Below are 12,886 nucleotides of genomic sequence, written 5' to 3'. Positions count from 1 at the left end.
GGGGGGGTGGTGGGGGGGGGGGGGGCGGGGGGGGGGGGCGCGGCCGGGCGGGCGGCCGGCCCCGCGGGCGGCGCCCCCCCCCCCACGGCGGGAGGAAGCGGACGGGATGCCCGTCCACCGGCACGTGCCACGAGCTCCGCGACGTCGTCCGACGCCTCGTCCCGGAGCACCGCGCCGGGACGTCGGACCGCGGGCCCGGGCGGCGTCGGGACCCTGCCGGTCGGTGGACCGGTGGCCCCTCCGCCGCAGCCGGCCAGGCGCCGCCGGTCGGAGACCCGGGCGGTCGCGAGGGGGATCGCGCCGCCGGGCACCGGCAGGGGCCTGTCGTCCACCCCGCCGGACGGTTCCGGGTCCGCGTTGCCCGCCGTCCGCGATCCGTGCCTCCCTGGAGGGTCCGCGCGCTGCGTGCTGGGCAGCAGCCGGGCGGGGGGACGAGGCCGGATTCGTGGAGCGGCGAGGTCTGCGGGCGCCCGGAGGGCACCGTCGGGGGTGGGCCAGGTGCGGCCGAGGTCGGCCGAGGGGGACGCGCTCGCGGGACCGAGTCGACGATCCGCGACCACCCGGGGAAGAGGGAGGTCGGGGCCGGCGTGCTCGACGGGAGAGCGGTGGACGGCTGCCGCGGCTGGATGCCGTGGTCGCGCTGCAGGATCAGCCGGGCGCGGGAGGCGCCGGGCGGGGGTGCGCCGAGGGTGCCCGCACGGTGAACGGCGAGGGGAAGGTGCCGTCCGCGGGCCCGGTTCGTCGCGGCGGGGGCGGAGACCCGCGGACCGGGCACCCGGCCGGGTCGCCGCGGGCCCCGGCTCCACCGGATCCCTGCGGGGACCGCGGTGCCGGTACCCGGGGGGTGCGGCCCGCCGGGCCGGGGGTGCGGACCGGGAGGAACGGCGGCGTGGACCGCGCCCCGTACCGACCCGAGGACGGCCAGTCCCCCGGTGGACGCCAGCCGGCCGATGGCCGGCTCCGTACCGAGGGTTCCGTGGAACTCGGGTGGGTGGTGGGGCGGGCGGTCGCGTCAGGTGCGGCCGTACCGGTTCGCGACCCCGGCGACGAGGCCGGTCCCGCGGGAAGGAGCGCCGCGGCGGGGGAAGGCGCCACGGGCTGGACGGAGGGGGTGCTGGGCATCTCGCGCAGCACCACGGGGGGATCGAGGTCGCGCAGCACCGGGGACGCGGGGCGGCCCCAGGCGAGGTGCCGGCCCTGCTCGCCGGCGCCCCACAGCGCCATCCGGCGGGTGAACCCGCGCAGCGCCGCACGGCGCCGACCGGGCACCGGGGCGGGAGGTGCGGCGGTGCGCCACGCCAGGTTCTGACCCTGCTCGCCGGCACCCCACAGCGCCATCCGGCGGGTGAACCCGCGCACTCCGCCCAGGGGCTCGCGGACCCGCTCGGGGACCACGGTCACCCGAGGACTGAACACCGGCGGAGCGGGCACGTGCGGGGCACGGGCCGCGGGCGCCGGCTGGACCGACCGCAGCGGGACGGGTCGGGCCGCCGCCCGGTGCGTGGCCGGCCGGGGGCGCGGGCGGGGACGGACCTCGTCCGCCCGGTCCAGGACGTCGATGAGACCCACCAACGCGCTGGCCGGCTCGCGCGGGGACCGGTCGGCGCGCGCCGCTGAGTCCGCCGGCCTGACGGCCTGCCGGCTGCTGCTCATGTCGCCTCCCGAAGTCGTGTCCGCAGCAGGGGAAGGTGCCGCGGACAAGGAGAAACGTAGGGATCGGCAGGCCCGGCAGCCGGTTCCTCCGGCGCCTCGCCGGAACCGCGTGACCCAACCGTTGCCCAACCCCTGCGCACCGGTCGGTGACCCCTCGCCCGGCGCATGCCCTTGTCGATTCGACGGCCCCCCGCGAGCGTGGACGGGCCGATCCGGGCCGTCGGTCACTTCCGGACGACTCCGGCACGCCCGGCGTGTCGGCCCCGGCCGGAGCGCCGTCGACCCGTGCGGACCGGCCGGACCGCGGCGCGCCCGTGCGGACCGGCTTGCGAGGATGCGGCGGTGACCGAGCGCATCCCCCTGGTGATCGACACCGACCCCGGCATCGACGACGCCCTCGCCATCCTGCTGGCCCTGGCCAGCCCGGAGGTGGACCTGCGGCTGGTCACCACGGTGCACGGCAACGTGGAGCTGGCGCAGGTCACCGAGAACGCCCTGCGGGTGCTGCACCTGGCCGGGCGCTCCGACGTGCCGGTGGCCGCGGGCGCCCGCGCCTCGCTGGTCCACGCGCAGCCGGAGCGGGCCGGCCACGTGCACGGCGTCGCCGGGCTCGGCGGCGTCGAGCTGCCGCCCTCCCCCGCGGCCGTCGACCCCCGCCCCGCGGTCGTCGCCCTGGCCGAGACGCTGCTGGCCGCGAGCACGCCGGTGACGGTGGCCGCGATCGGCCCGCTCACGAACCTCGCGCTGCTGGTGGCCGTGTACCCGGAGGCCGCGGAGCGCATCGGGCGGCTCGTCGTCATGGGCGGTTCCGCCTCCCGCGGGGGCAACGTCACCGCCGCCGCGGAGTTCAACATCTGGTCCGACCCGGAGGCGGCGCAGGCCGTCCTCTGCTCCTCGGTGCCCGCCGTCCTGGTCGGCCTGGACGTCACGCTGCCCACCGTCCTCACCGAGGAGGGGATCGCCCGCTTCGCCGGTGCGGGCCCGGTCGGCCGCAGCGCGGCGGCGATCCTGCAGCAGTACGTGGACCACGCCCGGGACGCGTACGGCACCGCGGGCGTCGTCGTGCACGACGCCCTGGCGCTCACCGAGGCCATCGCCCCGGGCACCCTGGGCACCGTCCGGCGCGACGTCGTCGTCGACACCACGCTGGGCGCCGGCCGGGGGCAGACCCTGGTGGACCGCCGGGCGGTCTCGGGGTCCGCGACGGCGGTCGAGGTGGCCGAGACGGTCGACAGCGCCGCCGCCGTCGAGTTCCTGGTCTCCCGGCTGGCGCGGCTGGACGGCTGACTAGCGGCGCGCCTGCGTGCCCGCGACGATGCCGGCGGCGATGTCGCGCAGCTTGCGGTTGTAGCGCTGCGATGCCTGGCGCAGCACCTCGAAGGCCCGATCGGCGTCGATCCCCTGCTGGGCCATCAGCACGCCCTTGGCCTGCTCGATGACCGCGCGCGACTCCATGGCGATCCGCATGTTGCGGGCCTGCTCGGTCATCTGGGCGTGCGCGTCGGCGTTGGCGACCGCGACCGCGATGCTCTCGGCCACGCCGAGGGCGGCGGCCAGCGACCCGGGGTGGGCGAACGCCGCGGGCCGGGTCGAGTACGCGTTCAGGGCGCCGATGCTCGACCCCTGGTAGGGCAGCGGCACCGACAGCGAGCTGCGGACAGGGGTCGCGCGCACGCGGGCCACGTAGGCGGGCCACCGCTCCTCGGTGCGCACGTCGTCGATCCGCAGGACGACGCCGCCACGGCCGGCGTCCAGGCAGGGACCGCTGTCCTCGGCGTACTGCAGCTCGTCGGCCGCCAGCGCCATCTCGCCGCGGTAGCCGGCCGTGAAGGCCTTGTCGCCGCGGACCAGCGTCGTGGAGACGGCGTCGGCGCCGGGGACGGCCCGGGCCGCGATCGTGGTGATCTCGGTGAGCACCTCGGTCAGCTCCCGGCCGCCCAGGGTCACCCGGGCGAGCTCGCGAAGGACGTCGTCCACCGGCACAGTCTGCCCGGCGGGACCCGCACCCGTCGCCCCCCTTCGCGCGTGGCGTCCCCATCGGTCAGGATGGTGCGATCCGGGCCGGGTCCCGGGGTACCCGCGGAGCAGACGCGAGAGGACGAGATGGCCGACGAGCTGGCCCCCGACGCGTGGCCGACCGCGCCCGTCCCCTCCGTCCCCGGTGACGTCTGGCACTGGCAGCTGGAAGCCATGCACGTGGTGTCCCGCGTGCGCACCGATCTGCGCGCGCGGATCGCCCACCCGTCGGTCTCCGCCGCCTCGACCGAGGACGCCCGGGACGGGCTGCTCCTGGTGTTCGAGGAGCTGGCGTCCAACGCGCTGCGGCACGGCGGGGGCGACGTGCGGGCCCTGGTCGTCGCCGGCCCCGCCGGCTGGCTGCTCGACCTCAGCGACGAGGCACCCGACCGCCCGCCCGTGCCGGCCGTCGACCGGGACCCGGCGCTGGGCGGGATGGGCCTGCACCTCGTCGCGCAGCTCTCCACCGCCTACGGCTGGGAGGAGCGGCCGGGCCGCAAGCACGTCTGGGCGCTGCTGCCCTCGGGGCGGGAGGCCGTCGAGGGGCTGCGCGACCGGCTGCCCGAGCAGCGCTCACCCGGCCTCCACCGGGACTGACGGAGGACCCCCTCCTCCTCACCCCTCCCACGCTCGGGGCGAGCCTCCGGAGGGGGCCGTCCCAGCACCTCACCAGGCGCGGTCGGCCCGGTGCACCGTCCCTGCAGCCGTGCCATGCCGCGGCTCTTCGTCCGGCGGTCCGGCTGGACCCGGGAAGCCCCGCCCCAGCGCATCACCGCGCGGCGCGGGTCACCGCCGCGCAGAACCGGGCGGCATCGGCGTGCACCGCGGCCATCGGTGCCAGCAGCTCCTCCTCCGCCACCGCGCGCACGGCCGCGCGCAACCGGCGGTCGGCCGCTCGCCCCCGTCGTCGCGCCCGCATCGCCACGAACGGGCGGCACACCAGGGCGAACAGCAGGCCGGCGAGCAGCCCACCGCCCAGCAGCAGCGTGGGCAGCGGCAGCCCCTCGACCCGGGGCAGCGGGACGACGCCGTCGAGCTGGAGGAACCCGAGCGCGACCAGGGCCAGCAGCCACAGCGCACCCACCAGGGCGGTGGCCAGGAGGAGCCACTGCAGCCCCGCAGCGGCCCGCTGCCAGAGCGGCACCCGGTCGGGCCCCAGATCGGCCCCGCCGACCGCCCGGTCCAGCGCGTCGGCCAGCCGGTCCTCGGAGACCTCGGCGGTGCGCCGCAGCTCCTCGCGCCACGCCGGCGCCAGCCCTTCTCCGACGGCGTCGCGCGCCTCGCGGACGGCGGTCGCCATGCGGGCCCGTTCCACCGCGCCGGCCGGGGGCAGCGACGTGCGGGCCCGCTCGTCCCCCAGGTGCAGCCGCCCCAGCGGATCGGGGCGCAGGGTGCGCGTCCAGCGCAGCAGGGGCCAGCCGGTGCGCCCGGCGCCCTCCCGCCGGGTCGACCGCTCGACGGCGGCGGTCACGGTGGGCACCCCGGCCGCGCGGGCCAGCGCGTCGGTGAGGCCGTCGGTCGGCTCCCGGGCCGGGTCGTCGGCGGCACCGGCCCGCCCCCACCACCGCGACCCACCGGCCGGGGTGGGCGGGCAGTGCGCCGCGAGCTCCGCGGCGCTGCCGCGGACGTCGGCGAGCAGCCGCTCCCCGGCCGCCCGGCGGGCACCCACCCGTCGGGCCAGCTCACCGCGCAGCTCGGCCAGCCCCGCTCCCGTGCGACCGGACACCGCCAGCAGGGGGGTCGCGGCCAGCCCTTCGCGGTCGAGCAGGCCGCGCAGGTCGGCCAGGCAGGCGCGGGCCGCGGCGTCGTCGAGCCGGTCGACCTGGTTGAGCACGACGAGCAGCACGCCCGCGTGGCCCGCCAGCGGCGCCAGGTACCGCTCGTGCACGGCGGCATCGGCGTACTTCTGCGGGTCGAGCACCCAGACGAGGACGTCGACCAGCTCCACCAGCCGGTCGACCTCCAGCCGGTGCTCCAGCCGCACGCTGTCGTGGTCGGGGAGGTCGAGCAGGACCAGCCCGTCGAGCGCCGGCTCGGGCTCGTGGCGGTGCCGCCGCGGCACCTCGAGCCAGTCGAGCAGCCGGTCGGCGCCGTCGTCGGCCGCGCCCCACACGGTGGCGTGCGCGACGCCGGTCGTGGGACGCCGCACCCCCGGGGTGCTCACCTCGCTGCCGGACAGCGCGTTGAACAGGGTGGACTTGCCGCTGCCCGTCGCCCCGGCCAGCGCGACCACGGTGGCGTCCCCGAGCGCCTCGCGCGCCCCGGCCTTGGCCAGCACCGCCCTGGCGCGCGCCACCTCCGGCACCGCCAGCTGCCCGTCGGCCACCTCGACCGCCTCGCGCAGCGCGGCCAGCCGGTCGGCCAGCGCTCCTCCCGCACCCCTCATGCCCGGCGTGCCTCGACGAGGGCACCGGCGGCCAGCCGCAGGTCGTCGGCGGCCTGCGGCGCCGGCGCCGCCGCGTCCAGGAGGCCGTCGAAGCGGTCCTGCTCGTACCGCAGCAGCGCCTCGGCCCGCTCCTCCAGGTCGGCCCGCGCCCGCTCGGCCAGCGACCGCACCGCGGCGTCGCCGAACACCGCCTCCAGCACGCGCTGGCCGACCGCGGTGGTGCCGCCGGCGACCGCCACCTCCCCGCCGAGGAGCCCACCGGTCTGGGCGAAGACCGCCACCATCACCACCGCGCCGGTCCCGCTGACGCCCCAGGAGAGCAGCCGGGCCCGCGAGCGCTTGTCGGCGCCCTCGTCGCGCACCAGGTCCAGCACCGTGCCCTGCCAGTCGCGCACCTGCGCCGCGGCGGCCTCCGGGAAGTCGGGCGACGCGGCGGCGAGCTCCTGCTCCCGGTCGCCCAGCAGCCCTGGTCCCGCCGGGAGCGCACGCCACGCCGTGACCGTCCGCTCCGCGGCCCGGTCCGCCTCGGCCCGCAGCAGGTGCTCGACGCTGCTCTCCAGCGCGCCCTGCAGGCTCTCGGCCGGGGCCGGGCGCCCGGTCAGCGCCGCGGTGACGCGGTCGCGCACCCGGCCGACGCGGTTCTGCAGCGTGCGCATCCACTCCCCGGTGCCGACGAACTCCTGCCAGCGGGCCAGCACCTCGCCGCGCAGCAGGCTGCCGCTGCGGACCCCCTGGTCGATCCCGTCGCGCGCCCCGTCGTACGCGGCCGCGGCCGCTCCGTGCAGCGCCCCGGCCGCGGCCAGCTGCTCCTCCACGGCCAGGGCCACGGTGGCGGTGCGCTCCTGCAGGCTGTCCAGCGCCCCGGCGAGGGTCTGCCGGACGACGGCCGCCCGCTGCTCCTGGTCGGCGGCCAGCCCGTGCAGCCAGCTCCGCAGCGGCGCCACCTGCTCCTCGGGCAGCCGGCCGTCCTGCAGCGGCCGCTCCTCGACCACGAACAGCCGGGCGGCGGCGAGGCCGGCGCCCCGCAGCATCGCCGCGAGGTCGTCGGCGACCTCGGTGGCGGCCTCCGGCGGAACCCGGTCCAGCACGACGGCCAGCGCCGTCCCCCGCTGCTCGGCGGTGCGCAGCAGGTCCCACGGCACGGCGTCGGCGTAGCGGGCCGCGGTGGTCACGAAGACCCACAGGTCGGCGGCGGCCAGCAGCTGGCCGGCGAGGTCGCGGTTGCTCGCCACCACCGAGTCGACGTCGGGAGCGTCGAGCACGGCCAGCCCCGCCGGCACATCGTCACGGGGGACCAGCTGCAGCGTCCCGGGGCCGCCGCTCCCGCCGGTGACCCGCGCCAGCCCCGGCAGCACCCGGTCACCGGAGAAGCTCCCGGCGTCGGCGCGGGCGCAGACGAGCACCGGGGCGCGGGTGGTGGGGCGCAGCACGCCGGCGGTGGTGACCGGAGCGCCGACCAGGCTGTTGACCAGCGTGGACTTGCCGGCGCCGGTGGAGCCGCCGACGACGACGAGCAGCGGGGCGTCCAGGTCGCGCAACCGGGGCAGCAGGTAGTCGTCGATCTGGTCGGTGATGCCCCGGGCGGTCCGGACGGCCTCGTCGCGGCTCGCCGTCGCCAGGGCCAGCGGTGCGGCGGCCACCCGGTCGCGGAGCACCGTGAGGGCCTCGGTCAGACGCGGCGGCGACGGGATCACGCCTGCTGCTCTGCCCCGGGAGGCGGCCGGCTACCCGCCGGTTTCCCCCCGGGTCACTCCGCCATCCGCGCACGCTCCTCGCGCAGCGCCTGGAACACCCGCCGCCGGACCCGGTCCTGCTCCTTCTCGGCGATGTCGACGAACCGGATGCTCATCACCCAGCGCGCCCCCCGGGCCTGGATGCGGATGATCTCGCCGCGCGACACCAGCGGACCGTCCTCGAGGCGGACGGTCAGCCCCATCGTCGTCCCGGCGTCCGGCACCACGCCGAAGCCCTCGAAGTGGACGCGCATGCCGGCCTCGCTGAGGTCCAGCGTCTCGCCCGTGAGGTCCACCCCGCCGAGAGCACCCTCCACCGGCACCGTCACGCGGCCGCGCACCGCCGCCCGCCGCTGGCTGTGCTCGGCGGGCCCGGTCGTCGTGAGCCGCCAGCGCACGACCGCGCCCGTCTGGACGTCCAGCACCTCGGCCGGCAGCATGCGGTGGCCGCTCTCGGTGCGCCAGTAGACCTCGACGACGTCGCCGGGGTTCACGACCGTGCCCTCCACGAACTCGCTCGCCGACGGCCGGACGGAGAGCACGCCGGCGTGGACCACCTCCACCCGGGCGCTGACGGCGACGTTGGTGCCGCCCAGCCGCACCTCGGCCTCGCTCTGCTCCGCCGGGTGGTCGACGCCGGGAACGCTGGTCATGGTCCTCTTTCGATCATCCGGTGCTCGGCCGGCGACCTCCCGGTCGCCCGTCCGCGCGGGAACGGTAACCGCCGTCGGCGGGCGCCGGGCGGCAGGGGAGCGTGACGCGCCGGGATGGACCGGTCCCGCTCAGCGGGCCGGTTGCGGCTCGGTCGCCCCGGGCGGCGCGAGCCCGGCCCCGACGGCGTTCCGGGTGGTCTTGGCCCGGTAGAGCTGCTCGTCCGCCCGGGACATCAGCTCGAGGGGGTAGGCGTCGTCGCCGGCCGCCGTCGCCACCCCGAGGGAGAGGCTGAGCTCCGCGGCGTCGAAGCCGGCGGGCTGCAGCAGCCGGGCCTCGCGCCGGAGCTGCTCGGCCAGCGCGGTCGCGCGCGCCTGGTCCGCCCCCGGCATGAGGACGGCGAGCTCGTCACCACCGAGCCGGGCGACCAGGTCCCCACCGCGCACGCGGGCCGACAGCAGCCCGGCGACCGCGCGCAGCGCGTCGTCCCCTCCGCCGTGCCCGTACCGGTCGTTGACCTCCTTGAAGTGGTCCAGGTCGACCAGCACCACGCTGAGCACGTCTCCCCGCTGGCGGGCGCGGGCGCACAGTTCCGCCAGCTCGGCGTCCCACCGACGGCGGTTGGCCAGGCCGGTGAGGGGGTCCTCGTGGCTGAGCCGCTCCAGCTGGGCCAGCAGCACCCCGGTCCGCTGCTGCTCACGCTCCAGCCGGACCCGGGTGTGCAGCTCCCGGCTGTCCAGCGCGTAGCGCCGCAGGTGGGCGAGCACCGCGATCAGCGAGGCGCTGGCGAGGTAGACGGTCACCGCGAGCAGGTCTCCGGGCGACAGCCCGTCCTCGACGGTGACCGAGGCGAGCCCGAGGGCGGCCCAGGAGACGGCGACCAGCGCGACGGTCCAGCGCGGGCGGGCCACCAGGACGCAGCCGCTGCCGTAGATCGCGAGGGTGAAGCCGAGCAGGTGGTACCGGGGGTCGTCCGAGCGCGTGACCATCCAGGCGACCTCCGCCTGCACGACCGCCAGGACGAGGAACGTCAGCAGCTCGGGACGCCGGCGGCCCAGCGGGAGCCGCCACAGCGCGAGCAGGGCGAGCAGCATCGGGATCTCGCAGAGCAGCCGGACGGTGAGGAAGGTGCTGGCGCTGCTGCCCTCGGTCACCAGGTCGACCAGCGACCACAGGGGCACGACGACCACGGCCACCCAGCCGACGAGCAGCCCGGCGGTGCGAGCCCGTTCCGCACGCTCCTCGGCCAGTCCGGGGATCGCCCGCGCCAGCTGCGACGCCGACGCCACCCGGCGCCGTCCCGCCCCGCCCTCGGCACCGGCGGCGGACGCCGGCGAGGGCAGCACGTCGCCTCGGCGGAGCATGGCCACCAGGCGCTCGGTCAGGGAGAACGGCACTGTTCTGCGATCGGCACGGCGAGCCGTTTCCTGAACGGCTCGCACCCGGTTCACCCCCGCGGGTGAACCGGGCGGGGGCACCGTGTTCGGACGGCGGTCAGCCGCGGCGCGCGGTGAACCCGGCGACGAAGTCCCGGAGGCTGCGGGTGGGCCGCAGCCAGGCACCGTCCGGCGGGAGCGCGTCCAGGCGGACCCGGTCGAGGGGCTCGACGAACGCCCCCGGCACGTCCTCGATGTCGATGAACTCCAGCAGGTCCGAGCCGATCGCATAACCGGCCACCTCGCTGAAGGCGACGACGACGACCTGCGTCCCCTGGCGGGCGAGGTCCTCCAGCGGCTCGGCGAAGTTCCGGCCGTCACCGGAGAAGACCACCAGCCGCCGCAGCTGGTGGCTGTGCCGGCGGACGGCGATGTGGTCGAGCATGTCCTGGTCGATGTCGTCGTCCGGCTGGGTCTTCGGCCGGGCGAACACCGAGTAGCCGAATCCGCGCAGCGCCTCCACCCAGCGCTGCAGCGATCCCGGCTGCGAGGGGATGTTGGCGAAGACGCACGCCTCGACATCGGAGGAGTCCGGCGCACCCGGATCGCCGGCGCCCTCGACGAACCAGGCCGCGATCGCGTCGAACCGCGGCCGCGAGGCCGCCGTCGGGCGGGCACCGATCACCGTCGACAGGGTCATGTCGATGTTCGGGGCGTCCCAGATCAGCAGGTCCAGGGCGGGACGCGACCGGCCGTCGTCGACGGGGCCGGCCGGCTGCTCGGCGGGCGCGGGCACGGCCTCGGAGGTGTCCAGCACGGGGACAGTCTGCCCGGGCCCGGCGACGGGCGTCGCCGGGGGCGGAGCCTGGAGCGTTCCGGCGGGGGGTGGCGGACCGGCCGGCGCCGTCGCCCGGCGGCCGGGACGGCGGAGGTTCACCCGGGCGCGGGGACGGCGTGGCCGGCGATCGCCAGGGCGCACAGGTCCCCTCCGGCCTGCTGCACCTCGCGCACCCAGCCGGGCAGCCGGTCGGCGGGCATCGGGTGGCCCAGCAGCCAGCCCTGCGCCAGGTCGCAGCCGGCCTCGCGCACCATCCGCAGGTGCTCGGGGGTCTCGATCCCCTCGGCCACGGAGCTGATGCCCAGCGTGCGGGTGAGCCCGACGATGGCCGCGAGCACCGCACCGGTGTCGCCGGCCGCCACCCGCTCGGCGGCGGCGAGCAGCGAGCGGTCGATCTTGAGCGTGCCGATGGGGAGCGCGAACAGCTGGGCCAGGGAGGACCACCCGGTGCCGAAGTCGTCGATCGCCACGCGGACGCCGAAGCCGCGCAGCACCGACAGCTGGTCCTCCGCCCGCGTCGGGTCCTCGGCCACGCTGGTCTCGGTGAGCTCCAGCACCAGCTGGTCGGCCGGGAGGCCGGAGCTCTGCAGGGCCAGTCGCACGTCGCGCACCAGCGTCTCGGCGGAGAAGTGCCGGGCGCTGACGTTCACCGACATGCGCAGGGAGAGCCCCTCGGCGGCCCACTCCGCCGCCTTGCGGGTGGTCTCGCGGAGCAGCCAGCGGGTGATCGGGATGATCTGCCCGGTCTCCTCGGCCACGGACAGGAAGGTGTCCGGCGACAGCAGCCCGCGCTCGGGGTGCTGCCAGCGGACCAGCGCCTCGACGCCCTCGATCTGCCCGGTGTCCAGCCGGACGACGGGCTGGTAGTGCACCACCAGCTGGTCGATGGCGTCACCCCGCAGCCGGGTGGCCACCTCCAGCCGCCACCGGGCCGCCTCCCGCAACGCGGGGGAGAACAGGTGGACCCGGTCCCGCCCCGAGCTCTTGGCGGCGAACATCGCGGCGTCCGCATCGCTGAGCAGGTGGTGCGCGTCGCGGACCTCCTGCCGGGCCACCGCCACGCCGACGCTGGCGCTGAGCGGCACGGAGATCTCCCCGGCGAGGAAGGGCCGGCCGAACGCGGTCTGCAGCCGGAAGGCCAGGGCAGCGGCCTCCGAGGCGTCGCACCCGCGCGCCAGGACCACGAACTGGTCGGCGCCCAGGCGGGCCACGGCGTCGCCCGGGCGGAGCTGCTCGGAGAGCCGGCCGCCCACCTGGCGCAGCAGCTCGTCACCGATCTGGTGGCCCAGGGAGTCGTTGACGGTCTTGAAGGCGTCGAGGTCGATGACGAGCAGTGCGACTCCGGCCTGGTGGTCGGCGGCCAGCGCCTCGCCGGTGAGCTCGAGCAGCCTGGAGCGGTTGGGCAGCCCGGTGAGGTCGTCGTGCTGCGCCTTCCACAGCAGGTCCTGCCGGGCGCGCACCTGGTCGGTGACGTCGTTGTGGGTGATGACGACCCGGCCCTCGCGGTCGACCCGCGTCGCCTGCAGGTGGAACCAGGCGGCACCGCGCCGGGTCTGGCAGGAGTAGTCGTAGGAGAACGTGCGCCCGTCCGACCGCGCGGTGTCGGTCATCAGCGCCCGCAGCCCCTCGGCCAGCCCGGCGTGCTCCCGGGGAGCCAGTCCCCGGGTCATGATCGTCAGGTAGTCCTCGCCCTCCCGGCCCGGCCACGAGACCGCCGGGAGCAGCTCCTCGCTGCTGCGCACCCACGCCCCGTTGGTGGACAGGATCCGCCCGTCCGGCCCGATCAGGACGGTGGGCGAGGGCAGGGCCTCCAGCACCGCGGTGAGGCCGCGGATCTGGGCGTCGCGTTGCTGGTCGGTGCGGCGGCGGACGTCGATGTCGCGGAAGAGGACGGCGGCGCCGGCCGGATCGGGGAACATCCGGACCTCGTACCAGCGCCCCGTCGGCTCGTAGAAGAAGTGGAACTCCCGTGGCCGGCCGTCCGCGAGGAGCTGGCGGTACTGCTCCTCGGCGAGCGAGCCGCGCAGGGCCGGGAAGGCGTCGCGGGCGTCCTGGCCGAGCAGTTCGTCGGCCCGGCGCCCGAGGAGCCGCTCGGCCGCCTCGTTGAGGTAGGCGAAGCATCCCCGCGTGTCCAGGCGGTAGACCGCGTCGGGCACGCCGCTCAACGGGTCGGGCCGGATCCCGAGGGACCGGTCGTCGCCTGGTTGCACGCTGCCCGCTCTCGTCCAGTGGT

The 12,886-nt window shown here is 77.2% G+C and carries 9 protein-coding genes; 2 read left to right on the top strand and 7 right to left on the bottom strand.

Annotated features, from left to right (window positions below; translation table 11 throughout):
- Window positions 1-1,995 precede the first annotated feature (1,995 nt).
- A complete protein-coding gene (locus tag ACI799_RS17160; protein ID WP_456613536.1) occupies window positions 1,996-2,940 on the top strand; it encodes a nucleoside hydrolase in 945 nt (314 codons plus the stop codon).
- Here ACI799_RS17160 and ACI799_RS17155 read toward each other — a convergent pair whose 3' ends face one another.
- On the bottom strand, window positions 2,941-3,630 hold the full coding sequence (locus tag ACI799_RS17155) for an ANTAR domain-containing protein (protein ID WP_456589836.1): 690 nt from the start codon (window positions 3,628-3,630) through the stop codon (window positions 2,941-2,943).
- 126 nt (window positions 3,631-3,756) lie between these two features.
- Between ACI799_RS17155 and ACI799_RS17150 the strand changes: the two genes are divergently transcribed.
- The gene (locus ACI799_RS17150) at window positions 3,757-4,266 is read left to right on the top strand and encodes an ATP-binding protein (protein WP_456589837.1); all 510 of its coding nucleotides are present in this window, start codon (window positions 3,757-3,759) and stop codon (window positions 4,264-4,266) included.
- Between the two features lie 172 nt (window positions 4,267-4,438).
- Here ACI799_RS17150 and ACI799_RS17145 read toward each other — a convergent pair whose 3' ends face one another.
- From ACI799_RS17145 to ACI799_RS17120, 6 genes are all read right to left on the bottom strand, one after another.
- On the bottom strand, window positions 4,439-6,055 hold the full coding sequence (locus tag ACI799_RS17145; RefSeq protein ID WP_456613535.1) for a GTPase: 1,617 nt from the start codon (window positions 6,053-6,055) through the stop codon (window positions 4,439-4,441).
- Entirely contained in the window at window positions 6,052-7,749 is a 1,698-nt protein-coding gene (locus ACI799_RS17140) for an ABC transporter (RefSeq protein ID WP_456600517.1), read from the bottom strand. Before ACI799_RS17140 ends, ACI799_RS17145 begins: the two co-directional genes overlap by 4 nt.
- Before the next feature lie 53 nt (window positions 7,750-7,802).
- Window positions 7,803-8,441, bottom strand: coding sequence for a PilZ domain-containing protein (locus ACI799_RS17135; protein ID WP_456589840.1), 639 nt, complete (start codon window positions 8,439-8,441; stop codon window positions 7,803-7,805).
- A 129-nt stretch (window positions 8,442-8,570) separates the two neighbouring features.
- A complete protein-coding gene (locus ACI799_RS17130) occupies window positions 8,571-9,836 on the bottom strand; it encodes a diguanylate cyclase (protein ID WP_456613534.1) in 1,266 nt (421 codons plus the stop codon).
- 97 nt (window positions 9,837-9,933) lie between these two features.
- The gene (locus ACI799_RS17125) at window positions 9,934-10,632 is read right to left on the bottom strand and encodes an NYN domain-containing protein (protein ID WP_456613533.1); all 699 of its coding nucleotides are present in this window, start codon (window positions 10,630-10,632) and stop codon (window positions 9,934-9,936) included.
- A 116-nt stretch (window positions 10,633-10,748) separates the two neighbouring features.
- Window positions 10,749-12,863 (bottom strand): putative bifunctional diguanylate cyclase/phosphodiesterase, encoded by a 2,115-nt coding sequence (locus ACI799_RS17120; RefSeq protein ID WP_456589843.1) that lies wholly within the window; start codon window positions 12,861-12,863, stop codon window positions 10,749-10,751.
- Window positions 12,864-12,886 lie beyond the last annotated feature (23 nt).

The organism is Blastococcus sp. SYSU DS0753 (assembly GCF_054051175.1).
This window is presented reverse-complemented; position numbering and strand designations above follow the sequence as displayed.